Origin of the sequence: Paraburkholderia sp. PGU19 (genome assembly GCF_013426915.1) — a bacterium.
Taxonomy (GTDB): Bacteria; Pseudomonadota; Gammaproteobacteria; order Burkholderiales; family Burkholderiaceae; genus Paraburkholderia.
In genome coordinates, this window is record NZ_AP023179.1 from 1,103,352 (window position 1) to 1,129,733 (window position 26,382).

23 protein-coding genes and 4 tRNA genes are annotated in these 26,382 nt (G+C 63.2%); 14 read left to right on the forward strand and 13 right to left on the reverse strand.

Features of this window, described 5'->3' with window-relative positions; all coding sequences use genetic code 11:
* Positions 1-252: 252 nt before the first annotated feature.
* Together efp and earP are read right to left on the reverse strand one after the other, a co-directional pair.
* Positions 253-810, reverse strand: coding sequence for an elongation factor P (gene efp, locus H1204_RS05065; RefSeq protein ID WP_180730184.1), 558 nt, complete (start codon positions 808-810; stop codon positions 253-255).
* A gap of 330 nt (positions 811-1,140) precedes the next feature.
* Positions 1,141-2,322: an elongation factor P maturation arginine rhamnosyltransferase EarP gene (gene earP / locus H1204_RS05070; RefSeq protein ID WP_180730186.1), complete on the reverse strand. Its 1,182-nt coding sequence runs from the start codon at positions 2,320-2,322 to the stop codon at positions 1,141-1,143.
* A 109-nt stretch (positions 2,323-2,431) separates the two neighbouring features.
* Here earP and uvrC point away from each other — a divergent pair, with 109 nt between their 5' ends.
* From uvrC to H1204_RS05100, 6 genes are all read left to right on the forward strand, one after another.
* Positions 2,432-4,609 (forward strand): excinuclease ABC subunit UvrC, encoded by a 2,178-nt coding sequence (gene uvrC, locus H1204_RS05075; RefSeq protein WP_180730189.1) that lies wholly within the window; start codon positions 2,432-2,434, stop codon positions 4,607-4,609.
* A 110-nt stretch (positions 4,610-4,719) separates the two neighbouring features.
* Complete coding sequence (gene pgsA, locus H1204_RS05080) at positions 4,720-5,310, forward strand: CDP-diacylglycerol--glycerol-3-phosphate 3-phosphatidyltransferase (protein ID WP_035990191.1); 591 nt, start codon at positions 4,720-4,722, stop codon at positions 5,308-5,310.
* Positions 5,311-5,460: 150 nt separating this feature from the next.
* A tRNA-Gly gene (locus H1204_RS05085) sits at positions 5,461-5,536 on the forward strand.
* 68 nt (positions 5,537-5,604) lie between these two features.
* Positions 5,605-5,680: transfer RNA gene (locus H1204_RS05090), tRNA-Gly, on the forward strand.
* Between the two features lie 151 nt (positions 5,681-5,831).
* A tRNA-Cys gene (locus H1204_RS05095) sits at positions 5,832-5,905 on the forward strand.
* A gap of 91 nt (positions 5,906-5,996) precedes the next feature.
* Positions 5,997-6,482, forward strand: coding sequence for a GNAT family N-acetyltransferase (locus tag H1204_RS05100; RefSeq protein ID WP_180730190.1), 486 nt, complete (start codon positions 5,997-5,999; stop codon positions 6,480-6,482).
* 29 nt (positions 6,483-6,511) lie between these two features.
* On the opposite strand, the gene H1204_RS05105 is transcribed toward H1204_RS05100, so the two are convergent.
* From H1204_RS05105 to H1204_RS05115, 3 genes are read right to left on the reverse strand one after another with little or no spacing between them, the layout of a single operon-like run.
* A complete protein-coding gene (locus H1204_RS05105; protein WP_180730192.1) occupies positions 6,512-7,390 on the reverse strand; it encodes a cytochrome c oxidase assembly protein in 879 nt (292 codons plus the stop codon).
* A gap of 20 nt (positions 7,391-7,410) precedes the next feature.
* Positions 7,411-7,890, reverse strand: a complete 480-nt coding sequence (locus H1204_RS05110) for a copper chaperone PCu(A)C (RefSeq protein WP_180730193.1) — start codon at positions 7,888-7,890, stop codon at positions 7,411-7,413.
* A 17-nt stretch (positions 7,891-7,907) separates the two neighbouring features.
* On the reverse strand, positions 7,908-8,501 hold the full coding sequence (locus H1204_RS05115) for an SCO family protein (RefSeq protein WP_180730869.1): 594 nt from the start codon (positions 8,499-8,501) through the stop codon (positions 7,908-7,910).
* 421 nt (positions 8,502-8,922) lie between these two features.
* On the opposite strand from H1204_RS05115, the gene otsB reads away from it, so the two are divergent.
* Complete coding sequence (gene otsB / locus H1204_RS05120) at positions 8,923-9,672, forward strand: trehalose-phosphatase (RefSeq protein WP_180730195.1); 750 nt, start codon at positions 8,923-8,925, stop codon at positions 9,670-9,672.
* A gap of 52 nt (positions 9,673-9,724) precedes the next feature.
* Positions 9,725-11,146, forward strand: coding sequence for an alpha,alpha-trehalose-phosphate synthase (UDP-forming) (otsA, locus tag H1204_RS05125; protein ID WP_180730197.1), 1,422 nt, complete (start codon positions 9,725-9,727; stop codon positions 11,144-11,146).
* A gap of 90 nt (positions 11,147-11,236) precedes the next feature.
* On the opposite strand, the gene H1204_RS05130 is transcribed toward otsA, so the two are convergent.
* Positions 11,237-13,072, reverse strand: coding sequence for an ABC transporter ATP-binding protein (locus H1204_RS05130; RefSeq protein WP_042306919.1), 1,836 nt, complete (start codon positions 13,070-13,072; stop codon positions 11,237-11,239).
* 739 nt (positions 13,073-13,811) lie between these two features.
* Between H1204_RS05130 and H1204_RS05135 the strand changes: the two genes are divergently transcribed.
* From H1204_RS05135 to H1204_RS05145, 3 genes are all read left to right on the forward strand, one after another.
* The gene (locus H1204_RS05135; protein WP_180730198.1) at positions 13,812-14,876 is read left to right on the forward strand and encodes a glycosyltransferase family 4 protein; all 1,065 of its coding nucleotides are present in this window, start codon (positions 13,812-13,814) and stop codon (positions 14,874-14,876) included.
* A 248-nt stretch (positions 14,877-15,124) separates the two neighbouring features.
* Positions 15,125-15,982: a hypothetical protein gene (locus H1204_RS05140; protein WP_180730200.1), complete on the forward strand. Its 858-nt coding sequence runs from the start codon at positions 15,125-15,127 to the stop codon at positions 15,980-15,982.
* Between the two features lie 95 nt (positions 15,983-16,077).
* On the forward strand, positions 16,078-16,527 hold the full coding sequence (locus H1204_RS05145) for a DUF2214 family protein (protein ID WP_180730203.1): 450 nt from the start codon (positions 16,078-16,080) through the stop codon (positions 16,525-16,527).
* 17 nt (positions 16,528-16,544) lie between these two features.
* Here the strand turns inward: H1204_RS05145 and H1204_RS05150 are convergent, their stop codons facing one another.
* The 7 genes from H1204_RS05150 to H1204_RS05180 all read right to left on the reverse strand — a co-directional run bounded on the left by H1204_RS05150 (position 16,545) and on the right by H1204_RS05180 (position 22,234).
* Entirely contained in the window at positions 16,545-18,413 is a 1,869-nt protein-coding gene (locus H1204_RS05150) for a hypothetical protein (protein WP_180730206.1), read from the reverse strand.
* The gene (locus tag H1204_RS05155; protein WP_180730208.1) at positions 18,410-18,799 is read right to left on the reverse strand and encodes a GtrA family protein; all 390 of its coding nucleotides are present in this window, start codon (positions 18,797-18,799) and stop codon (positions 18,410-18,412) included. The genes H1204_RS05150 and H1204_RS05155 overlap by 4 nt, the downstream gene beginning before the upstream one ends.
* Positions 18,796-19,797 (reverse strand): glycosyltransferase family 2 protein, encoded by a 1,002-nt coding sequence (locus H1204_RS05160; protein ID WP_198001215.1) that lies wholly within the window; start codon positions 19,795-19,797, stop codon positions 18,796-18,798. Before H1204_RS05160 ends, H1204_RS05155 begins: the two co-directional genes overlap by 4 nt.
* 239 nt (positions 19,798-20,036) lie before the next feature.
* Positions 20,037-20,111 (reverse strand) — tRNA-Val (locus tag H1204_RS05165).
* Between the two features lie 48 nt (positions 20,112-20,159).
* Positions 20,160-20,909 (reverse strand): DNA polymerase III subunit epsilon, encoded by a 750-nt coding sequence (dnaQ, locus tag H1204_RS05170; RefSeq protein WP_180730210.1) that lies wholly within the window; start codon positions 20,907-20,909, stop codon positions 20,160-20,162.
* 66 nt (positions 20,910-20,975) lie between these two features.
* Positions 20,976-21,422, reverse strand: a complete 447-nt coding sequence (rnhA, locus tag H1204_RS05175) for a ribonuclease HI (protein ID WP_035990201.1) — start codon at positions 21,420-21,422, stop codon at positions 20,976-20,978.
* Positions 21,419-22,234: a class I SAM-dependent methyltransferase gene (locus H1204_RS05180; RefSeq protein ID WP_180721929.1), complete on the reverse strand. Its 816-nt coding sequence runs from the start codon at positions 22,232-22,234 to the stop codon at positions 21,419-21,421. Before H1204_RS05180 ends, rnhA begins: the two co-directional genes overlap by 4 nt.
* A 19-nt stretch (positions 22,235-22,253) precedes the next feature.
* Between H1204_RS05180 and gloB the strand changes: the two genes are divergently transcribed.
* The 3 genes from gloB to H1204_RS05195 all read left to right on the forward strand — a co-directional run bounded on the left by gloB (position 22,254) and on the right by H1204_RS05195 (position 26,379).
* Positions 22,254-23,045 (forward strand): hydroxyacylglutathione hydrolase, encoded by a 792-nt coding sequence (gloB, locus tag H1204_RS05185; RefSeq protein WP_180730211.1) that lies wholly within the window; start codon positions 22,254-22,256, stop codon positions 23,043-23,045.
* 155 nt (positions 23,046-23,200) lie between these two features.
* A complete protein-coding gene (locus H1204_RS05190) occupies positions 23,201-24,877 on the forward strand; it encodes a transglycosylase SLT domain-containing protein (RefSeq protein WP_180730870.1) in 1,677 nt (558 codons plus the stop codon).
* A 257-nt stretch (positions 24,878-25,134) separates the two neighbouring features.
* A complete protein-coding gene (locus H1204_RS05195; RefSeq protein WP_180730214.1) occupies positions 25,135-26,379 on the forward strand; it encodes an MFS transporter in 1,245 nt (414 codons plus the stop codon).
* The last annotated feature ends 3 nt before the right edge of the window (positions 26,380-26,382 follow it).

Consider the following 26,382-nt stretch of genomic DNA (forward strand, 5'->3'; position numbering starts at 1 on the left):
CTTAAAGGCCTGAACTATTCGGTAAGCAGGACGCGTGCCAAACCGGACTATCTTGAAAAAGCGACGTGAGCGCAGGCTAAAAACCGCGGCCGCGCGAGCCGACCTGGCAAAATTGCATGACTGGCCGGTAAAGTTTTCCACCACCATACACGGTCGCGAAAAAAAGAAAAAGCGCCCGAAGGGCGCTTTTTAATTCAAAAACCCTGAGTTGACTCAGGGCTTAAGACGAATGCAATGCGGCGCGATTCAAATTTATGCGCGGCTGCGATATTCGTTGGTACGCGTGTCGATTTCGATCTTGTCGCCGATGTTGCAGAAGAGCGGGACTTGCAGTTCGAAGCCGGTGTTCAGCTTGGCCGTCTTGAGCACCTTGCCCGACGACGTGTCGCCCTTGACAGCCGGTTCCGTGTAGATGATTTCGCGGACCAGCGTGGTCGGCAGTTCGACCGAGATCGCCTTCTCGTTGTAGAACACGACTTCGCAAGCCATGCCGTCTTCGAGGTAGTTCAGCGCGTCGCCCATCATTTCGGCTTCGACTTCGAACTGGTTGTAGTCTGCGTCCATGAACACGTACATCGGGTCGGCGAAGTACGAGTACGTGACTTCCTTGCGATCCAGCATGACGACGTCGAACTTGTCGTCCGCCTTGTACACGCTTTCCATGCCCGCGCCCGTCAGCAGGTTCTTGAACTTCATCTTGACGACGGCGGAGTTACGGCCCGATTTGTTGTATTCGGCCTTCTGCACGACCATCGCGTCGGTGCCGATCATCACCACGTTGCCGGTGCGGAGTTCTTGAGCGATCTTCATAAAACTGTCCTGTACGAAATAAGGTGCTTCAACTTTTTGCTCAACGGCATACGGCGTAAGCGCGTTCGGCGCCCGGCGCGCGCTTGACATCTCGTTCAGCAGCCTGACGGCAGATCGAGCTGGAGTGCGCGGTGAGCGGGGCCGGTGCTTGCCGGAATGGCGCCGATGTTCCCTGACGCCATGTTCCGTGCTTCGTCCGTCTGCTTCTTTTACCCGAAGCGGGCGCGTACGCGTGTGACACTGACTGACACAGCCGTGAAGGCGGACTCTCGATCCGCCGCCGGTCTGGCCGCCGTGCCGCGCTTGCGTCGTCGGCCGTTGGATAACCGCTTATTTTAACTGACTTTTTGCGGATCCGGCGAGATTTCCGGCGAGATCGCCGATCGACGCGAGTTCGCGCGCCCAGTCGGCTGCGCGTGCGTCGAGCAGCCGACGGTGACGTTGCAGTTCGGCCCAGTCGGGCGTGCCGTTGCCGTTCCATGCATGCCAGAAACGGCCGAGCGCGGCGCGGGCGGCGGCGGGAAGGCCGTGCGCGTAGTGCGCGAGGGCGGCGTCGAGCTTCGGCAGATGGGCGTCATCGGCTTGCGGGTAGATGTGCCAGACGAACGGCCGTGCGGCCCATTGCGCGCGCACGAACGAATCCTCGCCGCGCACGAAATTGATGTCGCTCGCCCACAGCAGTTCGTCGTAGCCGGGCTGGTCGGTGAACGCGAGCGCGTGCGCGCGCAGGCTGCCGCGCGACCTATGCGTGCCCGCCGCGAACGACGGCAGGCCGAAAAACCGCGCAACGGCGCCCGAAATGCGGCCTTCGGGCACGAGCAGCACGATTTCGCGTTCGGCGTCGCGCCATTGCTCGAGCAGGCTATCGACGGCAGGGTTCTCGTAGGCGAACAGCGAGACGACGGTGGCGTCCTTCGACGGCGGCGCGCTGCCTGTCTTCGCTTGCCACCAGGCGGCGCGCGCGTCGGGTGACGCTTCGAAGGCCACGCGTCGCGCGTCGAGGTCGCGCTCCTTCAGTACGCCGCCTGTGCCCTTGCCGAGCCCCGGGAAGAAGAACGTTTTGTTCAACGCGTGACGCGGATGCGGCGACGGACGCAAATGAAAGTCCGCGACCCAGTCTTCGCCGCTCAGATACTCGAGGTTGAACCAGACGGGCACGCGCTCGCGCCGCGCCATCGCCTCGACGTACACGTGCGGCACCTCGCACGCGAACGCCTCGATCACGACGTCCGCCACTTGCAGCGTATCGCCCGCGTGCGCCGGCTCGTGCCAGTGCTCGACGACGATGCCGTCCACCGTCTGCTGCGCGCTTTTCACATCGACGGATGCATTGAGCTTGTGAAACGCGTGCAGATCATCGACGAAGAGGCGCACCTGCCAGCCATGCTCGCTCGCGAGTTGCCGCGCGAGCCGCCAGCAGACGCCGATGTCGCCGAAGTTGTCGATCACCGCGCAGAAAATGTCGCACGCGATCGTCGACGGCTGCAACGCTTGAGGGGGAGCGGAAGACATGATGGCGGCGCCTGGGTTCGGGCGTGGACGGAATGTTCTAAACTGGCGATTCTAAAGCACATCACCCACATGACACGCCGTTCGTACACGGCGTCCAATCCGATTCTGCATGACCCGATCCGATCCCTCCGCCGAGAAGCCCGGCGCGCCCGAAGCCGTCGCTGAAGACTTCGACCCGAAGAAGGTGCTGCGCCAGTTGCCGCACATGCCGGGCGTCTATCGTTACTACGATGCGCAGGGCGCCGTGCTGTACGTGGGCAAGGCGCGCGACCTGAAGAAGCGCGTGTCGAGCTACTTCACGAAGACGCTGCTGTCGCCGCGCATCGCGATGATGGTCACGCGGATCGCGAAGATCGAAACGACAGTCACGCGTTCCGAAGCTGAAGCGCTGTTGCTCGAGAACAATCTGATCAAGGCATTGGCGCCGCGCTACAACATCCTGTTTCGCGACGACAAGTCCTATCCGTATCTGAAGCTGACGGGCCATCAGTTTCCGCGCATGGCGTATTACCGCGGTTCGGTCGACAAGAAGAACCAGTACTTCGGACCGTTTCCAAGCGCGTGGGCAGTGCGTGAGAGCATTCAGATCCTGCAGCGTGTATTCCAGTTGCGCACCTGCGAAGACTCCGTGTTCAACAACCGCACGCGGCCGTGTCTGCTGCATCAGATCGGACGATGCACGGCGCCGTGCGTCGCCGCGATCAGCGAAGAGGACTACGCACGCGATGTGTCGAACGCGTCGCGTTTCCTGCTCGGACGGCAGTCGGAAGTGATGAACGAACTCGAGCAGAAGATGCACGCTTTCGCCAGCGAACTGAAGTTCGAGCAGGCAGCGGCTGTGCGCAATCAGATGAGTTCGCTGTCGACGGTGCTGCATCAGCAGGCCATCGAAGTGGGCGGCGAGAGTGACGTCGATATTCTGGCCGTCGTCGCGCTGGGCGGACGCGTGTGCGTGAACCTCGCGATGGTGCGCGGCGGTCGGCATCTCGGTGACAAGGCGTATTTCCCGACGCATGTCGAAAGCGCGTTGACAGCGGAAGAGGGCGGTTTCGATGATGGCGATGAAATCGTGCCGGTTGAGCCTGCGACCGTGATCGATGTCGAGACGGAACTGGGCGAGGAGTCCGATGAAGTCGTGAGCGTCGACGAAGACGCGCCGCAGGAAAGCGGCGAAGACCCCGAAGTCGCAACTGGCGCAGATGCAGACACCGACACCGGCAGGAAGCCGCGCCGCACGCCCGGCATCGAATCGGAAGTGCTCGAAGCGTTCATCGCCCAGCATTATCTGGGCAATCGCGTGCCGCCCGTGCTCGTGGTCAGCCACGCGCCCGCGAGCCGAGAACTCGTCGATCTGCTGATCGAGCAGGCGGGCCACAAGGTCACGCTCTTGCGCCAGCCGCAAGGCCAGAAGCGCGCCTGGCTCGCGATGGCCGAGCAGAACGCGAAGATCGCGCTCGCGCGGCTGTTGTCGGAGCAAGGCTCGCAGCAATCGCGGACGCGTGCGCTGACCGACACGTTGTCGCTTGAATTCGAAGACCTCGCGCACCTGCGCATCGAATGCTTCGACATCAGCCATACGATGGGCGAAGCGACGCAGGCGTCGTGCGTCGTTTATCACCATCACAAGATGCAGTCGTCGGAGTACCGGCGTTACAACATCACGGGCATCACGCCCGGCGACGACTACGCGGCGATGCGTCAGGTGCTTACGCGCCGCTACGAGAAGATGGTCGCGCAGGCCGCGGCAAACGCGAACGACGAAGCGGCCGAGCTGCAACCCGAAGCCGCCGCCGATCCGGCCGTTGCGCCCGAAGGCGCAGAACCCGTTGCCGCGGGCGGGCTGTTGCCGAACATCGTGCTGATCGACGGCGGCAAAGGGCAGGTCGAGATCGCGCGCCAGGTGTTCAATGAACTCGGGCTGGACCTCGGCATGCTGGTCGGCGTCGCGAAGGGTGAAGGGCGTAAGGTTGGCCTCGAGACGCTCGTCTTCGCGGACGGCCGGTCGTCGCTCGAACTCGGCAAGGAAAGCGCGGCGCTGATGCTGGTCGCGCAGATCCGCGACGAAGCGCACCGTTTCGCGATCACGGGCATGCGCGCGAAGCGCGGCAAGACGCGCCAGACGTCGCGGCTCGAGGAACTGGAAGGCGTCGGCGCGAAGCGACGTCAGCGGCTGCTGGCGCGCTTTGGCGGCTTGCGCGGCGTGGTGGCGGCGAGTATCGACGATCTCGCGAGCGTCGAGGGCATTTCGCGCGCGCTCGCCGAGCAGATTTATCGGCAGTTGCATTGAACGCGTCAGCGTCCGCGTATGCCGCTGCGCCGTGCGCCCGGGCCTTGCTTGTGGCTCGCCCGGTGAAGCGGCACAATTGCATCTCTTATCTCAGAACGTAGCGCCTGCCCATGCCGTTTAATTTCCCGATCTTCCTGACGTGGCTGCGGATAGTGTTGATTCCGCTCGTCGTGGGCGTGTTCTATTTGCCGGACATGATGCTGAGTCCGGCGCACCGCAATCTGGCCGCGGCGACGATTTTCATCCTCGCCGCGCTGACCGACTGGTTCGACGGCTTTCTCGCGCGTAAGTGGAACCAGACGTCCGCGTTCGGCGCGTTCCTCGATCCCGTCGCCGACAAGCTGATGGTGACAGCCGCGTTGCTCGTGCTCGTGCAGTTGTCGCGTCTGGATTCGGCGATCGCGCTTGTGATCGTCGGCCGCGAAATTGCGATTTCGGCGCTGCGCGAATGGATGGCGCAGATCGGCGCATCGAAGAGCGTCGCGGTGAACTCGCTCGGCAAGTTCAAGACGGCCTGCCAGATGACCGCGATTCCGATGCTGCTGTTCTATGGCCCGCTATCGCTCGGCGTGTTGTCGATCGACACGCGCGTGTGGGGTTTGTGGCTCATCTATCTCGCCGCGTTCCTCACGATCTGGTCGATGCTGTACTACATGAAGCTTGCGTGGCCGCAGATCCGCGAGCGCGGTGGTATGGCGTGACGTCGCGGCGTCAACGCGATGCGTCAGTAGAATTTTCAATCTCTCGTACAAAAAGAGTTGACACGATTCGGCGGCTTCTACATAATCTCGTTTCTCCGGTGCACGCGCTACTAAACAGCGCGAAACACTAGGAAGCAGTAGAAGCAAAACGCGGGAGTAGCTCAGTTGGTAGAGCGCAACCTTGCCAAGGTTGAGGTCGCGAGTTCGAGACTCGTCTCCCGCTCCAGATTTTGAAGCAGCGTTTTGTGGCAAGCAGTCAGCAGGGCGTTGTGAAGCAGTAAAGCGCAGGTTCATGCGGGAGTAGCTCAGTTGGTAGAGCGCAACCTTGCCAAGGTTGAGGTCGCGAGTTCGAGACTCGTCTCCCGCTCCACACATAGGGGGAAGCCAAGCTTCCCTTTTTGTTTGATGCTTCGGTAGAAGCATCAAACGCAGATGGCCCTGATGTCGTGTTTTTCAGGTCATCGCACAAAATCTGCGAGCCGTTGCAACTGCAACAAAGTACGGTTCGGTAGTCCGCTTTTGGCGCGATAGCAAAGCGGTTATGCAGCGGCCTGCAAAGCCGTTTAGACCGGTTCGACTCCGGTTCGCGCCTCCAGAAGCAAAGAAAAGCCCCGAGATTTCGGGGCTTTTCTTTTTTCAGCGCGTGGTTTCACGCCCGAGCAAACGTCACGACTGGACGGCAACGTATGCAAAGCAAACAGACTTCTTCTTTCGAATGGCGCTGGAAGGCTTTTGACGATCTGACGAACGTCGAGGTCTACGACATGCTCGCCGCTCGCGCAGCCGTCTTCGTGATCGAGCAGAACTGTCTGTATGGCGATGTCGATGGACTCGATATCGACGCGTGGCATCTGTTCGCGTACGGCGCGCAGCAGCCATCCAGCACGCGCGCGAAACTGGCGGGCTATCTGCGTGTGCTGCTGCCTGATAGCGAGGACACCGACATCCGCATTGGCCGCGTGCTGACGACGGCCGATTTCCGCGGACAAGGCCTCGGCAGCGCGATGCTCGAAACGGTGCTCGGCCATATCCATGCACAGTGGCCGGGGACGCCCATACGTCTGCATGCGCAGGCGCATCTGCAGCCGTTCTATGGTGCATTCGGCTTCGCGCCGATTTCAGACGTGCATGAAGAGGACGGCATCCCGCATATCTGGATGCGTTCTGCCTGATGCTTGCTGTTGGTGTGTCTGAATGCAGATCAACGGTCGGCGTGCGCGACCACGGGCGTGCTGGCAGACGCAGGCACCTGCGCATGGCGCTTATCACGCAGGCGCGCTCGCGCGGAGAGTCTCATCCAGTGACGCAGCGCCAGCACAGCGCCGATCACGCTCATCATCGAACCTGGAATCCATAGCAGCAGTCCGCCGATCTGCTGATCGCGCATCGGGCTGAGCCATGTGAAGGCGCGCCCGCAGATCGAATAGACGGGATAGAGCTCGCGCGGCGAGAAGAAGATGAACGCGCCGAGCATGATCTGCGGCGGAATCGCGGCGACGACCAGTAGCACGCGTTTGCCGGGCGATAGCCGCGCCGGCGGCGCGGGCCGCGCATCGAGCACGAGCCACCAGAACATCAACCCATCGATCACCATGCTCCAGTTCATCACGCGATACAGCCGCCAGTCGAGCATCGCGACGAAGTGAATCGGCGAGAGCAGCCAGAAATAGATCAGTCCAACGAACAGAACGACCGCGACGACAGGGTGAAATAGAACGTCGAGCGTCGCGCGCACGTAACGCGTTTGCAGCGCGGGCCGCACGAAGCGTTGCCGCCACGCGAATGGAATGCCCGCACGCAGCGCCGTGCCGGGATAGGACAGTGCGATGAAGAACGGCCCGAGATGATGCAGCACCAGATGCTGCGCGCGATGCATGAAGAACTCATGCTCGAAGAAATAATCGAGCCGTGTGTGAAGCGCGACATAGAGCGCTGTCAGCCCGAACCAGTACGACACCTGCCGCGCCACCGATACCTTCACCTTGCGCACGCCGCGCGCGAACAGCAGCGCGGCGAGCAGCATCACGATCACGACAGTCGGCGACGGCTCCCAGGGTTCGAGCCAGTAGAGCAACGTCATCGCGAGTTCATCCCACGCCGTTACTTGGTCTGCGAAGGCGACTTGACGGCGAACGGCGCATCGAGCGTTTCGCCATCGGAGAACTGCAGCTTCAGATGCACCGTGTCACCCGGCGCGATCTTGTGCTTCGCTTCTTCGAGCATCACGTGATAGCCGCCCGGCGCAATCGACGCCTGGCCGTGCGCGGGCACCGTCAATTTGTCGACCATCACCATCTTTTGCGTCGAACCGTTCGACACCGTCTGATGCAGCATCGCGCTGCCGTAATCGGCGCTCGACACGTCGACGAGATCGATCGGCTTGTCGCTCGAGTTGGTCAGCGTGACGTACGCGGCGGCGGGCAGATTGTTGGGCAGCCAGCGGACCCACGCGTTCTGCACGGCGATGGCCTGCTTGCTGTCGGCAGCGTGCGCGGCGATGCTGCCCGTGGCGACGAACGCGAAAGCGGCTGCGCAAACCAGCGTGTGAATCCTCGAAAGTGTTTTGATTTGTTGTGTCATGGCGAACCTGTGAGAAATCAGGATGGGTCTTCAATGATACGGCGCACGTCTCGCGCGATAGCGTCGGGCGAATCGTGGTCCGTGGCGAGCAGGCGCGCGCGATTGCGTGCATCGAAGATGTAGACGGCCGAGCTGTGCGTCACCTCGTAATTGCCGTTCGGGTCGCGCTTTTCCATCTGATACGCGACGCGGTAGTGCTTTGCCATCTGCTCGATCTGTGCATCCGTGCCCGTCAGGCCGAACGCATGCTGCGAATCGAATGCGCCGACGTAGTCATGCAACGCACGAGGCGTGTCGCGCGCGGGATCGACGGTGACGAACAGGATGCGCACATTCTGCGCGTCCCGCCCGAGCTTGCCGATGACCTGCATCAGACGCCCCATCGTTTCCGGGCAGACATCGGGGCAATGCGTGTAGCCGAAGTAGACGAGCGACACGCGCCCCTTGAGCGTATCCGCCGCTACAGGCCGGCCGTCGTCACCCGTCAGCGTGAAATCCAGGTCGGGCAGATGGCCGCTCACGTCCGTCAACTGCCACGGTTCGCCTCGATGCGAGCATCCCGCGCTGCTGAGCGCCGCGCACAGCACGACGCTCAACGCCGCGACGCGCATTGACGTAGAAGCGTGCGAAGCGAGGAAGCGGGAGATGGACACCAGTGCTTTCGGGAACAAAGGCAGTTTCGACGACTCGATTCAGAACAGGGCGCAGCGTAATGCAAGCGCCGCGATTGGCATGACTCGATGACGGCCCATGCTATTCCATGTCCACGGCGCGCGCCGCTGCGACTCTATCGCAATTTCAGACGCGTCGTTGTACCGTGGTCCTGTGAGGGAAAAAGCGAGTCAATATGCCGCAGCGCGTTGAAAGGCGGCTGTAGCCGGATCGTGCGGAGTTTGCATTCCGTTCGTTGGGCGACAGCCCGGAACGCCCGCCCACGCGGCACGAAAACTTACTTTCTCGAAAAAACGACCGATGCGCGGTAAGATGCGCACACTTTTCCGGCTGCAAGCGGCTGAGAGGCAACGTACACCGATGCAAGCACTTCCGGCTTTTCTGTCTCCGACGGAGACGGCATTTTTCTTCGATTTCGACGGCACGCTCGTCGATCTGGCACCGACGCCCGACGGCGTGCTGGTCCAACCCGAGGCGATCGCCTTGCTCACCGAACTCCGGCGTCTGACGAACGGCGCCGTGGCGATCGTGTCGGGACGCGGGATCGACAGCATCGACCAGTTTCTCGGCATGCCCGATATGCCCATCGCCGGACTGCACGGCGCCGAGCGGCGCGACGCGAACGGCGACACGCAGCGCATCGGCTTCAACGACGACCGGCTGCTGCGCATGGAGCAGGTGCTCGCTGAAGTCGTCAACGCGAATCCCGGCATGCTGCTCGAAATCAAGGGCGCGGCGCTCGCGATGCACTATCGCAACGCGCCCGATCGCGAACCGGTGGCGCGCGAAGCGACGAGCCGGCTGGTTGCCGAGTACCCTAGCGCTTATGTGCTGCAGCCGGGCAAGATGGTCTATGAAATCAAGCCGAAGGACGTCGACAAAGGCCGCGCGCTGCGCGCCTTTCTGGACGAGCCGCCGTTCACGGGCCGCACGCCCGTGTTCGCGGGCGACGATCTGACTGACGAGAAGGGCTTCGTGGTCGTCAACGAAAAGGGCGGTCTGTCGATCAAGGTCGGCGGCGGCGATACGATCGCGCGCTCGCGCATCGGCTCGGTGAGCGCGCTCCTCGCGTGGCTGTCGGAAATCGTCGCGGCGGCGCGCAACGCATGATGGCATCCGTTCATCCGCGCCTCGCGCCTGTTCAGCACGGAAACCTCGCGTCATGAGCCGATTGATCATCGTATCGAACCGCGTCGCGCCGATTTCGGAGGGCGGCCCCGCGGCGGGCGGCCTGGCCGTCGGCGTCTACGATGCATTGAAGGAAACGGGCGGCATGTGGTTCGGCTGGAGCGGCGACGTGCTAGGTTCCGGCCAGCCGCAGATCAAGCTCGAAGAGCGCGGCCCGGTGACGTTCGCGACCATCGGCCTCGTGCGGCGCGATTACGACCAGTATTACCGCGGCTTTTCGAACGCGACGCTGTGGCCCGCGTTTCACTACCGGCCCGATCTGCTGCAGTATGACCGGCACGATTTCGAAGGCTATTGCCGCGTCAATACGTGGCTCGCGCAAAAGCTGGTGCCGCTGCTGCGCGACGACGACGTCATCTGGGTCCACGACTACCATCTGATTCCGTTTGCACAGGCACTGCGCGCGGCGGGCGTGAAGAACCGCATCGGCTTCTTCCTGCACATTCCGTTTCCGGCGGCGCAGGTGCTGCTCGCCGTGCCGCCGCATCGCGCGCTGGTCGAGGCGCTGTGTTCGTTCGATCTGCTCGGCTTCCAGACGAAGCCTGATCTGCGCGCGTTCTGCGATTACATCGTCAACGAGGCGGACGGTTCCATCGAACCCTCGGCGCAAGGGCCGACAGTGGTGCACGGGTTCGGCCGCACGCTGCGCGCGGCAGCTTATCCGATTGGCGTATATCCCGACGAGATCGCCGAACTGGCGAAAGCGGGCGAGGGCGACAAGCCGGTGCGCACGATCGAAGCGACGCTGCATGCGCGCAAGCTGATCATGAGCGTCGACCGGCTCGATTATTCGAAGGGACTGGTCGAGCGGTTTCGCGCGTTCGAGCGGCTGCTCGAACACTCGCCGTCGTATCGCGACAAGGTGTCGTTCCTGCAGATCGCGCCGCCGACCCGTTCCGATCTGCACGCGTACCAGGAAATCCGCTTGCAGCTGGAAGGGGAGTCGGGGCGCATCAACGGCCGCTTTGCGGAACTCGACTGGACGCCTATCCGCTATATCCATCGACAGTACGAACGGCCCGTGCTTGCGGCGCTGTTTCGCACCGCGCATGTCGGCTATGTGACGCCGCTGCGAGACGGGATGAATCTCGTCGCGAAAGAGTATGTGTCGGCGCAAGATCCGGAAGATCCGGGCGTGCTGGTGCTGTCGCGTTTCGCGGGCGCCGCGCAGGAGCTGACGGGCGCGCTGGTCGTCAATCCCGTCGATATCGACGGCATGGCCGATGCGCTCGGCACGGCGCTGTCGATGCCGCTTGCCGAACGCAAGGCGCGCTACAACGACATGATGGTGCAGCTGCGCGAGAACAACGTGTCCGTGTGGCGCGACAACTTTATGCGCGACCTGCAGCAGATGCCGAGCGCGCAACCGGTGGCGAGCGAAGCCGCCGAGAGTTGATCGCTTTCTCGCTGTCGCAGCTGTCGCAGGAAAAGAAAAAGCCGCTTCTTCGAAGCGGCTTTTTTCATGACGCGTCAGTTCGGAAGCGCGTTATGCAACATGCTGCTCGTCGAACTTCTTGCCACCGACATGCAGTGTCGAATGCTTGCCGAACTGCTTCGACAGCAGGTCGCGATACAGGCCCGGACGGTTGCGCAACTCTTCGGGGCTGCCGTCGTCGATCACCTTGCCCGCGCTCATCACGATGATGCGGTCGAAGTTGTGGAGCGTCGACAGGCGGTGCGCGATCGCGACCACCGTGCGGCCCACCATCAGTCGGTCAAGGGCTTTCTGGATCGCTTCTTCGGACGCGCTGTCGAGCGCGGAGGTCGCTTCGTCGAGCAGCAGGATCGGTGCGTTCTTCAGGATCGCGCGCGCAATCGCGATGCGCTGACGCTGACCGCCCGACAGCTTCACGCCGCGGTCGCCGACGATCGTGTCGAAGCCTTCCGGCATCGCCTCGATAAAGTCCGAGCAGCGGGCTTCACGGGCGGCGGCGAGTACTTCGTCGCGCGTCGCTTCGGGCCGGCCGTACGCGATGTTTTCATAGACCGAGCGGTGGAATAGCGAGATGTCCTGCGGCACCAGTGCGATCGAGTGGCGCAGGCTGTCCTGCGAGATCGACGAGACATCCTGACCGTCGATCAGGATGCGTCCGGCCTGGGTTTCATAAAAGCGTTGCAGCAGCGCGAGCACGGTCGACTTGCCCGCGCCCGACTTGCCGATCAGGCCGACGCGCTGGCCCGCCGGAATGTCGAGATCGAAATGATCGAGAATCGGGCGGCGCTTCGGATACGCGAACGTCACCTTGTCGAAGGTCACGCGGCCGCCTTGCGGCACGAGTTCGACAGCGTCGTTGTGGTCGGGCATGCCATGCGGTTCGAGCAGTGTCTTCACGGCTTCTGCGAGACGCGCGACGTGCTGTGTCACGTCGACGAGCGCGACAGCCAGGTCGCGTGTGCCGTGCAGAATCGTGAAGCCAAGCGAGCTGACCAGCACGATGTCGCCCGAGGTCGCCTTGCCCTGATCCCAGAGCCACAGCGCCCAGCCGAGCAGCCCCGCCGACAGCAGCGCCGTGATGACCGCGTGCAGCAGACGCAGCTTCTCCAGATACAGCAGGCTTTGCTGGCGCGCGACCATTTCCGACTTCACGGTCGCGCTGAAGCGCTTCTGCTCGCGGAACGTCATGCCGAACGCGCGCACGAGGCCCATATTGCCGATTACGTCGACGAGTTCGCCGTCGACGGCAGCCGCCTTGCTCGCGAAGGTGTGATGACGAGCCGAGCCACGGCCGGCCAGCTTGAACAGCACGACCGACAGAATCGCCGAGCAGGTCAAAAGGCCGAGCGCCATCAACGGATTGACGGCGGTAATCATCACGATCGCGCCGACCACCGCGATGCACGGCGGCAGCACGTTCCACGCGGTTGTGTTTTCGGCTGTGTAGACGGCATTCGAGGTCGCCGTGATCCGGCTCGCCAGCGTGCCCGGTTGTTTCTCCGCGTAATAGGTCGGCGAGTGGCCTGTCAGATACTGAAACAGGTCCTTACGAAGATCACCCGTGACGGCCACGAACGTGTGCGCGGCGACCCAGCCGCCAACGCGCCACAACAGGTTGTCGGCGGCGATCAGGCCGACCAGGATCGCGAACGCGCCCCACAGCGGCCCCGGATGATGACGGCCCGCGCCGAGCACGTCGATCAGATGTTTGATCGCGTATTGCGAAGCGAGCGCACAGCCCACGGCCGCGAACACGCTGCCCAGCACGATCAGATGAGCGACCGGATGGCGGCGGATAAAGCGGAAAAGGAACGCAAGCGGCCGGTGCGCATAGCTCGCAAGCTTTGCGTTATGGGCGTTTCGCTGGGCAATGGTCAGATGTTCCAATTGTTCGTTTGGTCTGTCAGTGTCGGTTTGAGACGTCTGAAACGGGTTCAGGTCGTGCAACGGTCGTGCCTGGGAACGGCCCGTAACACCAGCGTAGGCCTCGCATTGTAAACATGCAAAAGCCATTTCGCATGGCGGTACAGCCAATGGGGGCGCGATTATTTTCGCGACACGTACCGGTAAGGTTTCCCAGGCTTGACCCGCGAGCTGGCAAGTGGTTCACGACAGCGCCGTGAATTTTCGAGATATAATTACAGATTGCATACGAGCCGGCGAGGCGGAATTTAATCGAGTTCCGGCCGTCGCAGACGGGTTATCGATGACCGCGGTCGAACGGCTTGCGACGCCAGTGCCGAAGCAGGGCTCCCACTGTAAAACACCTTGAGAAAACAAGGGTTTGCGAAGTGTTTCGCGTTTGTAACAACGTAAAGACTTTGAAATGTGGGGGGCCGGTGCGCGAGATAGGCATCGATAATGCATGCTCGGTCGCGTCAGGAAAAAACTGACAGTTTGTCAACGTTCGTTCGTCAGCCGCGTTTATGGCTTTGAGCACAGACTTTGACATTGACCAAGCTGGCGTCTTACCAAGCGATCCATCGCAGGAATTTCTCGAAAGAATCAGGCTCGTGTCCGATGCAGCTTCAGGCTGCACACTGAACCGGGCGCCCTGGCGAGCAAGCGAAGTCGCTTTTTCCAAACTGCAGTCTTTTTGCCTGATTTTTTACGAGGAGTTCTCCCTATGCGAATCGCTCAAATCGCTCCCTTGCACGAGGCGGTTCCTCCCAAGCTCTATGGCGGCACGGAACGCGTCGTGTCGTACCTGACGGAAGCGCTCGTCGAGCTGGGACATGACGTGACGCTTTTTGCGAGTGGCGATTCGCAAACCTCCGCGAAGCTCGAAGCTTTCTGGCCGCAGGCGTTGCGTCTGGACCCGACCATCCGCGACGTAATGGCGCCGCACATGCTGCTGCTCGAAGAAGTCCGCCGCCGCGCGGAAGAATTCGACGTGCTGCATTTCCACATCGACTACTACCCGTTCTCGCTGTTCGCGCGCCAGCCCGTGCCGTTCCTGACGACGATGCACGGCCGTCTCGATCTGCCCGAACTGCAGCCGGTCTTCAACACGTTCAGCGACGTGCCCGTCGTGTCGATTTCGGACAACCAGCGCCAGCCGCTGCAACAGGCGCACTGGCTGTCGACGGTGTACCACGGCCTGCCGGAAAACGTGCTCACGCCGATCCCCAACGTCGAGCCGGGCTACCTCGCATTCCTCGGCCGCGTCTCGCCGGAGAAGGGTCTCGACCGCGCGATCCGCATCGCCGGCCAGGCAGGCATGAAGCTCAAGGTCGCCGCCAAGATCGACAAGGCCGACCGCGCCTATTACGAAGAAGTCATCAAGCCGCTGATGGCGCTGCCGCACGTCGAGTACATCGGCGAAATCGGCGAAGCCGAAAAGCGTGAGTTCCTCGGCAACGCGCATGCACTGGTGTTCCCGATCGACTGGCCGGAGCCCTTCGGTCTGGTGATGATCGAAGCCATGGCTTGCGGCACGCCCGTGATCGCGTTCAAGCGCGGCTCGGTGCCGGAAGTGATCGAGAACGGTGTGTCGGGCTTCGTCGTCGAAGACGAAATCAGCGCGGTTGCCGCCCTCAAGCGTCTGGACCAACTGCCCCGCGCGCAGGTGCGCAAGGCGTTCGAATCGCGCTTCTCGTCGAAGGTGATGGCGCAGAACTACCTGAAGACGTACGAAGAACTGCTGCACGCGAAGCGCCGCACGGTGCTGCGCGAAGTCAACGCAAGCTGATCTTCGTCGAAGCGAGCCGCGAGAGGGTTGTTTAACTTCTGCGCGGTCCGTTGGATGGGCCGACAACGCCCCGCATGTGTCGAACATGCGGGGCGTTGTTGCATTTGCGCCGCACGCCGATGCGAAACGCGCGGCGAATGTACCAAAAGTGCGCGTTCATGGTCCTGCAACCGTGAGACGACTCCGTAATATCCCTATAATGGCCGTGCCGCAAATCCGGCGCAGCCGGTCGATATGAGGAGATTGCTTTGGCGAGAACGAAACAGACGCGTGCGAGCGCGGCGCCCGGCGCCGGCACGATGTTCACGCTTCGCGCCATCGGTCTCGTGATACTGGCGCGCTGGCTCTTCTCGATGGGTGAGATGGACCCGCTGACGGCCCTGCAGGCGATGGCCTCGTCGCCATGGGCATGCATCAATCTCGTCTTCCTCTTTCTGCTGATCTTCCTGCCGGGCGCGAAGGCGCGTGCCGAGCGGCCGTTCCATCCGTTGCCGCAATGGTTGCGTCAGGCGCTGCGCGTGTTTGCGTTCCTGGGCTTGCTGTTCGCGGTCTGGTCGGTGGGCGCGTTCGTCTGGGCGGCGGGCTGGCGGCGCGCGTTCAACGCGGTCGCCGCGACCAACGGCTGGCTGCTCGCCGCGCCGACGCTGTACGCCGTGGTCGTGTGGATCTGCCGTCCGCGTGCGTTGTGGCGCACGAATATCGCTGCGCGCCGCTTTGCCATCGGCCGCTTTGCCATTTCGATCGATGCCGTCACCCGGACGGCCATCGTCTGGGCTGAAAGCCGCAAGCTCGGCCAGTACGACGCGCGCGAGTTGTCGTTGCGCTGGCACGACGGGACTGAGCGCGCGGCCGGTGTGCCGCGTGCGGCGCAGGCCGTCGATCTGTCAGGCGCACAGCCGGCGACCGTGCCGCCCATTTCGAACGGCCACGCGACGCTCGAGCGCGCGGGTGTCGGCGGCTTGCTGCGCCGTCCGAAAGTCGAGTTGATGTGGGATTCGCCCGCTGCCGCCGGCCACAACCGTCAGACCGTGTTCAGGACGCCGCTCTCGACGGAAGGCGATCGCGTCGCGGCGCGGGCGCTCGACGCGAGTCTGCGCCAGGCCTGAATACTCTTTCCGGGCGCGGGTCCTCGCGTCCCGGCACCCTCGGCCCGACATGGGCCTGACGCGCCAACCGCTTTGCATCGTTCACGGAGGTGTTCATGCTGATCCGCTGGTTGCTGGCCGCTGTCCATCTGCTGGGTTACGGCTTCGCGCTCGCCGCGATCATCGGGCGCACGCGCGGGCTGCGACAGCTGTCCGATCCGGCCGGTCTGCAGCGCGTCTTCGTCGCGGACAATCTCTGGGGCACCACGGCCATCGTTCTGATCGTCACGGGCTTGATGCGCGTGTTCGGTGGCTTTGAGAAGGGCGCGGACTACTACCTACACGAGCCGCTCTTTCACGTGAAGATGGCGGCGCTCGTGCTGATCCTCGTTTTCGAGATCGTGCCGACGATGACCTTGATCCGCTGGCGTCTCGCCGTCAGAAACGGCGAGACGCCGGATCTCTCCCGCGCCCGCCGCTTCGCCCGAACGGGGCACTGGCAATCCATTCTGCTCGTCGTGATGGTGTTCGCCGCGTCGGGCATGGCGCGCGGCATTGGCGCGTAGTTATCGACGGATAGCTGTCAGTGCGGGGTAATGCGGCACCACTGCCACGCGATCACGCCCTTGCCGATCCCCGCCTCATACGGCGTGCAGGAGGCCGCGTCGAAGTCGAAGCCGGCTCGCTCGAAAGCGCCAGCGGCATCAGTGGCGAGCTGGCGGTTGCGGGCCGTAAGATCCAGGCGATCGTCGGCGCGCAGGCCGAGCCGGCACTGTTCGTACGCGCCGCGCGGACCTTCGACGGCCGCATGCAGATGCAGTTTCGACACCGCCCAACGCAAGGTATTGCAGCCGCCAGCCGAGCGCGTCAGTCCGAGCGTGGCGGCAACGTCGTTCACGCCGTTGACATTGTCCTCGCGCCAGTTGTGCGCGCCGTCGATCAGCGCGAACGTCGGGCCGCCGCGTTCGCGCGCGAGCGCCACGATGCGGGCGCGAAACGCGTCGCTGGCGGGAAAACTGCTGTCGATTTGCGTGAACGCGACCGTGTCGGGAAAGAGCGTCGCGATCCACGCCCAGCCTGTCGTGGTGCTCCGGATCACGACCGTCGTGCGCTCCGGCTGTGCCAGCGGCGGAAGCTGCGCGTGGTAGAGCGGATCGGCCCAGCCTTCGTGTCCCCACGTGCGCGCGCCGCCCGTCACGACGACGGCCGTGGCGGCGATGAGTATCCACGCCGCCGCGCGCCGTGCGATGTGGGCGGGCGGCAACCGGTCGAGCAGCAGCACGAGCACCATCGGCGCGAGCATTTCGATGGGCACGATGTAACGGTAGATGCTGAACAGCTTCATCCACACGACGAAACCGAGCACGACGAACAGCACCACGAGCCGCTGTTTCGGTTCGAGTGCGGCGCGCGGCTGGCCCTTGAAGCGCTGCGCAATGCGCGCGAACACCCACCACGCGAGCACGATATAGACGATCGGCCAGATGATCTGACGGATTGGCGTTTCGCCGACACGCTTCGAATCCGCCGCGATGATGAATGGCCACAGCAGCGTCTCGACGAGATTGCGCGGCAGCCAGCGCACGTCGCCTTGCGCGGCGGATGCCGTCAGCGGATTTGGAAAGAACTTGCCGAACTGCGGATAGAGCGGGTTGCCGAACTGCTGCCACAGATGCAGCATCCAGAAGCCCGTCGTTGCGGCCATGCCGAGCAGCACGCCCACGCCGAACAGAAACGCGATGCGCACGCGCGCGCCCAGCGCGCCGGGGTAGCTCAGAAGGCTCACGCACAGCGCGACGGCGAAGACCGCGTTGGTAAGCTTCAGGCCCGTCGCGCAACCGACGAGCAGGCCGCTGAGGATTGACGCCGCGAACGCGCCCGCCGTGCGCTCGCCGAGCCGCCGCCAGTTCGAGAGCGCCACCAGCAGGCCGCCGAGCACGAGGATCGCCGTCGTGTCGTCGCCCATCGAATTGCCGAGGCCGGACAGATAGTTGGCGGTGAGGCAGCCGGCCCCGGCGATCAGAACGGGCAGGCGGTAGCGATCGTCGCTGGACGCGGACGGCCATACTTCGCGGGCGATCGCCACAATCAGCACGAACGTCGAGCCATGCAACACGCCGAGCAGAAACCCGACGACACGCGACGGCAGATGCGTATTCAACAGGTACAGCGCGGTGTCGAGCAGCGGGTTGAAATACGATTGCATGCCCGCCGGAGCGAGGTCGGTCTGCAACTTGCCGTGCAGCCACGCGAACGGGTTGTACAGGTGATAGTTGTAGAGATCCCAGTTCGCGTCGGCGCCGAGCAGCAGCGAGTACAGACCGAACAGCAGCGGCACGATCACGCATGCGGCCGTCATCGCTCGACGCGAGCGGAGATCGACGATGCGCCGGCGCGCGGTGGGCAACGCGGCCCTGGTTTGAGGATGCGGCTTCGCGGGGCGGGCGGTCACGAGCGGGCCTTGAACACCCAGAGCTTGGCGCTGACGAAGTTGACCGTCATGCCCGCGAGCGACCCGACGGCAACGCCGATGAGCGGCAGCAGCGCGCTCTTCGGCAGTAGCAGGATCGTCGCGCTATAGGCAGCGTAATTGACGACGCCGCCGCCCAGCATCGCGAACAGGTAATGCCACCACTCGGACCACGCGGATTTGTTGCTGCCCTGGACGAACGTGAAGCGTCGATTGAACTGCCACGTCGACCAGACGGCCGCGACGAACGAGACCGCGCGACCGACGAAATAGCCCGCGCCGAGCGCGAGCATTCCGTACAGCACGCCGGCGTCGACGATGAGGCCGATCACGCCGGCAATGGCGAAGCGGAGTAGTTCGCGCTTCATTTGACGGCTCGTTCTGGGAGTGTCGTAGCTGTTGCTGTCTTCGCTGCCGCTGTTGCTTCGCGCGGAGCGCCCGGTGCCGGAACGGCGAGATACGCGAGGCGCTTCACTTCGGCGCGGCCGTGGGTGACGGTATCGAGTATCACGCCGCACACCAGGAACAGCGCTGCGAAGATCATCAGCGCTGCGCACAGCACGGCCGTCGGAAGGCGCGGCACGAGACCCGTTTCGAAGTACGTTTCGAACAGCGGCACGGCGAGTGCGATCGACGCAAGCGCACATATTGCCGTGCCAATCGAGAAGAACGTGAGCGGCCGTTCGGCACGGAAGAGCTTCACGATCATGCCGAGAATGCGAAAGCCGTCACGATACGTGTTGAGCTTGCTGACCGAGCCTTCGGGGCGCGATTTGTAGCGCGTCGCGATTTCGGCGACGGGCATGCGCAGTTCCAGCGCGTGGACGGTAAGCTCCGTCTCCGTTTCGAAGCCTTTCGAATGCGCGGGGAACGACTTCACATAGCGGCGCGAGAACACGCGATAGCCCGACAACATGTCGGTGAACGTACGGCCGAAGATCGACGCGACGAAGCGCGTGAGCATCACATTGCCGAAGCGATGGCCGAGCCGATACGCTTCCTGCTCGTCCGTGTGACGGGTCGCGACGACCATGTCGAGTGTGTCCTCGATGAGGCGCTGGATCATTTGCGGCGCGGCGGCGGCGTCGTAGGTATCGTCGCCGTCGACGAGCACGTACGCATCTGCGTCGATATCCGCGAACATTCGCCGGATGACGTTGCCCTTGCCCTGATACCCGACCTGACGCACCACGGCGCCCGCCGCGCGCGCGACGTCGCTCGTGTCATCCGTCGAGTTGTTGTCGAACACGTAGATGTCGGCGCCCGGCAGAGCCGCGCGAAAATCCCGCACGACGGAGCGGACAGTCGCAGCCTCGTTGTAGCAGGGAATCAGCACGGCTAGACGAAGCGAATCATAAAGGGGCATCGGCAGGGTGATGGATGATGATGGTGACGGGCTTCGCGCGCGACGGCCGGCTGCGCGAAGCGCGGCTATTTTAACGCACGCATCAGGCGCCGCCTGATTGTTCGAGGCGGGTGTCGCGGCGATGCGATTGAGCGTCAGCGGGTTCTAAGGGAAGCGCGGCGAGCGCAAGCATTGACGAAAAGGAACCGGAAAAGAAAAAGGCCCGGACGTTTCCGTCCGGGCCTTCTTTTCTTCGAATTTGGTGGGTAGTACTGGGATCGAACCAGTGACCCCTGCCGTGTGAAGGCAGTGCTCTACCGCTGAGCTAACCACCCGAAGAGCTGTGCATTATGTCAGCTCTTTTAGACTTCGACAAGTACTTTTTAAGCGATTTGCGCATCCGCTGTCGCCGAGACATCTTCCGCAGCCGCTTGGGTGCGCCACACGCTCGTTCCCTTCACCGATTTGTCGAGACCATCGAGCAGTGCTTCGTGTTCGGCCAGTTCGTCGTCCGTCGCCGTCAGCACGATGAGTTCGAGTGTGTCGAGCTTCACGCGCTTCGCGCCGCCTGCATGACCCGCTGCCGCCTCGCCGATCATGTCGATCACGAGGCTTTCCTGACCGCGCGTCATCGCGAGGTACACCTCGGCGAGCAACTCCGAGTCGAGCAGTGCGCCATGCAGCGTGCGGTGTGCGTTGCTGATGCCGAAGCGGTCGCACAGCGCGTCCAGCGAATTGCGCTTGCCCGGGAACATAGACTTCGCGCGCACGAGCGTGTCGATCACCTCGCCGCAGTGTTCCGTGAACGGTGGCAAGCCCAGCAGCGAGAATTCGGCGTTGAGAAAGCCGATATCGAATGGCGCGTTGTGGATGATGAGTTCCGCGTCCTTCACGAAGTCGCGCAGCGCGTCGGCGATCTCCGCGAACTTGGGCTTGTCGCGCAGGAATTCCGTTGTCAGTCCGTGTACGGCCAGCGCGCCCGGATCGCTGTCGCGCTCGGGATTGACGTAGAAGTGCAGGTTGTTGCCCGTTAGCCGGCGGTTCATCAATTCGACGCAGCCGATTTCGATGATACGGTCGCCGCTCTTCGCATTCAGTCCTGTCGTTTCCGTATCGAGGATGATTTGACGCATGTCGGTGTTGCCTGCCTGTGTGGATGCGTGAAAAGAATGGAGCGTTCTAAAATGCGCCGCTGAAGATTAGAGCTGCGCCAGCGAGGCCACGCCGCGATTGGCGAGCGCGTCCGCGCGTTCGTTCTCCGGATGCCCCGCATGCCCCTTGACCCAGCGCCATTCGAGTTCATGCTGCTGCGTGAGCGCATCGAGCCGCTTCCAGAGATCCGCGTTCTTCACGGGCGCTTTCGCGGCCGTCACCCAGCCTTTCTTCTTCCAGCCGTGAATCCATTCGCTGATGCCTTTCTGGACGTACTGCGAGTCCGTGTGCACGATCGCCTTGCATGGGCGCTTCAACGCTTCGAGCGCGGCGATCACGGCCATCAGTTCCATGCGGTTGTTGGTCGTGTTCGCTTCGCCGCCGAACAGTTCTTTTTCCTGCGCGCCGTAGCGCAACAGCGCGCCCCAGCCGCCAGGGCCGGGATTGCCCTTGCAGGCGCCGTCGGTGAAGATTTCGATCAGATCTGAACTCATTTTGCCTTGTTGCGGGTGTTGGGCGTGGCGGCGGGCGCGAGGCCGGCGGCCAGCACGGGCTTCTTGACTTTCAGCGGACCGACGAGGCGCATGCCGCGCACGCGCTTGATCGCCGTGACCATGTAGACGGCGCCGAAAATCGGCCACCAGCGGTCGCCGGCGGCTTCCATGAACTCATAGCGCGACAGCCATTTTTCGCCGACGAGGGGCGGACGATAGCAGCCGAAGCGTCCGCGTTCAAGGTCGAAACCGAGCAGCTTGATCCAGTCCTTCAAACGCGTGAACGCGATCAGATCATGCGCCGCAGGCACGAACGGCCGCCCCGTGACCTTGCCGACCGACTGCCGCGCGCCCCACAGCGACAGCGAATTGAAGCCGAGAATGATCAACTGGCCTTCGGGCATCAGCACGCGTTCGGCTTCGCGCAGCAGGCGGTGCGGATCGCGCGTGAACTCGAGCGTGTGCGGCATCACGATCAGATCGACACTTTGCGCCTCGAACGGCAGATCGAGCAGGTCGCACCAGACGGCGCTGCGTCCAGATGGCGCGTGACGCTCGGGCAGCCCGCCCGCGACGCCGCGCGGAAACGTGTAAGGCGCGCTCGCGCCGCTCTCGGCGTCGAGCACGAGGCCGCGGCAGGGCATGCGGTTCTCGCGCAATGCGTCGAGTTGCGGCAGGCCCAGCTGCAGCGCGTGGTAGCCGAATACGTCGGACACGACGCGGTCGAGCTGCGCCTGCTCCCACTCCAGCACATAGCGTCCGGGCGGGGAGGTAGTCCAGGCAGGCCAGTCTATAATCGATCGGTCAGACATGTTGAAGAATGCGTCGCCTATGAATTCGCTCGAGTACGTGCCGGTCCCGGCGTTTGATGACAATTACATCTGGGTCGTGTCGGACGGCCATCACGCCGTCGTCGTCGATCCGGGCGACGCCGCCCCGGTGAAGGCTTATCTGGCAAAACGGGGATGGCGGCTGAGCGCTATTTTACTCACGCACCATCATGCCGACCACGTCGGCGGAGTGGCCGATCTGCTGAATGGCCAGGTTGTGCCCGTCTACGGCCCCGCCGGAGAAGCGATTCCGTACCTGACGGAGCGCCTCAAACAGGGCGACGAGGTGCGCATCGCCGCGCCCGCGCTGGATTTCACCATTCTCGATGTACCCGGTCACACGAGCGGCCATATCGCGTACTTCCAGGCAGCCGATCCGCGCGGCACGCCGCACGTGTTCTGCGGCGACACGCTGTTCGCCTGCGGTTGCGGCCGGCTGTTCGAAGGGACGCCCAGGCAGATGCTGAACTCGCTCGACGCGCTCGCCGGCTTACCCGGCGAAACGGAAGTGCACTGCGCGCACGAATACACGCTGTCGAACATCCGCTTCGCGCTCGCGTGCGAGCCGGACAACGCCAAGCTGCAAGCCTGGCGCGACGAGGCGACGGATCTGCGCGCGCGCCACGTGCCGACGCTGCCCACGACGATCGCCCACGAACGCGCCGTCAACCCGTTCCTGCGGGCGGGCGAGCCGTCTGTGCAGGCGACCCTCGCCGAGCAGTTGCATGAATCGGTGCCGGATCGGTTGGCCGCGTTCACGCTGATGCGGGAATGGAAGAACAGGTTCCGCTGACCTGGTAAACTATGGGGACATGCTCATCCGAATCGTAGAAACAAACGCCAAGCCTCAGATTTGGCTACGTTTTTCACATTATTCTGATTGACGGAAAGGGCGGTCTTTCGTACTATCGGCTGCAAATTCCAGCCCCTTTGGAAGCCAAGATGTTCATGCGATTTATCCTGAGTGCGTTGTTGGTCCTGACGCTCGCCGCCTGCGCGAGTCAGGGGCCAGCAACGAATAGCCTTTCCACTGCTTCCGATCCCGCTAGCCAGCAAGCCGTAGCCGACGCCCTCCGCAAGACTGCCACCGCCAAAGAAACGATCAACGTCGACCAGGGTTCCGTCGATCAGTTGACGAGCGCGGACAGCGATCTCTGGGGCCGTATCCGCCGTGGTTTTCAGATGCCCGACCTGCAGACCGACCTCGTCGACATGCAGGTCAACTGGTATGCGCAGCGCCCGGACTACGTCCAGCGCATGACCGAACGGTCGCAGAAGTACCTGTATCACATCGTCGAAGAGCTGGAAGCGCGCCACATGCCGACCGAACTGGCGCTGCTGCCGTTCATCGAATCCGCGTATAACCCGCAGGCGCTGTCTGTCGCCAAGGCCGCGGGCATGTGGCAGTTCGTGCCCGGCACCGGCCGGACGTACAACCTCAAGCAGAACATGTGGCAGGACGAGCGCCGCGACGTGCTCGCCTCCACCAGTGCCGCGCTCGACTACCTGTCGCGTTTGCACGATATGTTCGGCGACTGGTATCTGGCGCTCGCCGCGTATAACTGGGGCGAGGGCAACGTGCAGCGCGCGATCGCGCGCAACGAGGCGGCCGGCCTGCCGACGGACTATCAGAGCCTGCGCATGCCGATGGAAACGCGCAATTACGTGCCGAAGCTGCAGGCCGTCAAAAATATCGTAATGAACCCGCAGGTCTACGGGCTCACGCTGCCGTCCATTCCGAATCACCCGTACTTCGTAACGGTCACGACTTCGCACGATATCGACGTCGACACCGCGGCGAAGCTCGCGAACATGACGCCGGACGAATTCCGTTCGCTGAATCCGTCGTTCAAGAAGCCGGTCATTCTGGGCGCGACGCAGCCGCAAATCCTGCTGCCGTTCGACAACGCCAGCGCGTTCGAGCGCAATCTGAAGTCATACACGGGTTCGCTGTCGTCGTGGACGACCTATACGGTCACCGAGCGCTCGCGTCCGGCCGCGATTGCCGAAAAGATCGGCGTCGATCCCGACACGCTGATGGCCGTCAACAAGATTCCGGCTGGCATGCGCCTGAAGCCGGGCTCGACGATCGTCGTGCCGCGCGCCGATGACGATGACGAAGACATCAGCGCCGATGTCGCCGAAGGTGCCGTGCTCGCGATGGAGCCGGACGTGCCGGACACGCGCAAGATGCTGATCCGTGTGCGCCGCAAGCAGTCGATGGCGATGATCGCCGACCGTTATGACGTATCGATCGGTCAGTTGAAGGCCTGGAACCGGACGAAACGCGATCTCGTGATGCCGGGCCAGGTTGTCGTGCTGCACGTTCCTGTCGGCAAAGCGATCCCGAGCGAGCCGGGTCCGCAGAAGCTGGCGACGGTGCCCGTCGGCGGCGGTGTCGAGAAGGCCAGCGCCCAGGTCGCAGACACCCGGTCGGAATCGCGCTACGATAAGAAACGAGGTCGCAGCCACACTGGCGTGGTGAAGGTGTCGGAACCGGTTGGCAAGCCTGCTGCCGCCAAAGGCAAGGTGACGAAGGTTTCGACGGAAGCGGCTGGCAAGGCGTCGAAGGCTGATACCACTGGCCGCCAAAAGGTCTCGGCCAACGCGAAGAAGGGCAAGTAGACAACAGCGGCCTTCTCGAGGATGACCGAACATGCGCTGCGGGGGCAGCGTATGAAGTGCGCTCCGATCTCTCCTCGTTTTCCTTGACGCCGTCACCTGAGGTGACGGCGTTTTTCATTTCCACCGACGTTTCCCTACGGGAACCCATACGGGGACTCATACCGGAGCCCGTACGCGACACGCGGTCTTGCACCACGATGGACATGATTGGGCTATCGTTCACCCTCGGGCCCGCCGGGCCAACTCGCTGACGCCTCATGTTCTCGACGCCGCTTCGTGTTTTTCTCCTGTTCTCCGCCGGTTACTTCGTCTCGTACGTGTTTCGTGGCGTGAATCTCGGTTTCGCGCCGCTGATCACGCACGAACTCGGCTTGACGGCCGCCGATCTAGGTCTGCTCACGAGCCTCTACTTTCTTGGCTTCGCGGGCGCGCAACTGCCCGCCGGTGTACTGCTTGATCACTACGGCGCGCGTCGCGTGACGGCGGGGATGCTGCTGTTCGCCGCTGCGGGCATTGGTGTATTCGGTGCGGCGCACGGCGTCGGGACAATGATGATCGGGCGGCTGTTGATTGGCGTCGGCGTGTCGGTGTGCCTCGGTGGCGCGTTCAAGGCGCTGGCGCAGCATTTCCCGGCAGCGCGCCTGCCACTGATCAATGGGCTGGTGATGGCCGTCGGCGGACTGGGCGGCGTCGTGGTCGGTTCGCCGTTGACGTGGTTGCTGACCTTTGCAAGCTGGCGCGGCGTCTGTTTTGGGCTTGTCATTCTCACGATCGTCGTGGCGGCGATGCTATGGGCGTTCGCGCCCGAAACCAGGGAAACGCATCATCAGGCCAGCCTCGTCAGCCAGTTCAAGGGCACGTGGCATATCCTGCGCAGCGCGGCGTTCTGGAAGATCGCGTCGTTCTCGGTCGTTACGCAAGGCGTGTTCTACGCCATGCAGTCGCTGTGGGTGGGCGCCTGGCTGCGCGACGTGTCGGGATTTCAGTCGCATGAAGCGGCTGCGTTCGTGTCAGTGCTCGGGTTCGCGATGATGGCCGGCTGCGTCGGCTTCGGCGCGGCGGCGCGCAGCATGGAGCGGCGCGGGCTGTCGTTGTATGCGTTTTGCGGCGTCGGCATGGCGCTTTTCGTCATCACGCAACTGCTGATCATGTTGCGTGCGCCGCTGCCCGCGGGATTGCTGTGGGCGGCGTATGGGATTTTCGGTGGCGTCGGCATTCTGAGTTATGCGGTGCTCGCGCGCCATTTCCCGCCGCATCTGATCGGACGCGCGAATACGACGCTGACGCTGATCATTTTTCTGCTGATCTTCGGCTTCCAGATTGGCGTCGGCGCCGTGCTGTCGCGCTGGACACCTGTCGACGGTCACTATCCGCCCGTCGCGCATCTGACCGCGTGGGGCATTCTCGTTGCGCTGCAACTGGCGAGCGCCATCTGGTACGTGCTGCCGAGCCGTGTTCTGGCCAGAAGTCCGGCGCACGTGCACGCCGAGCATCAGCCGTAAGCT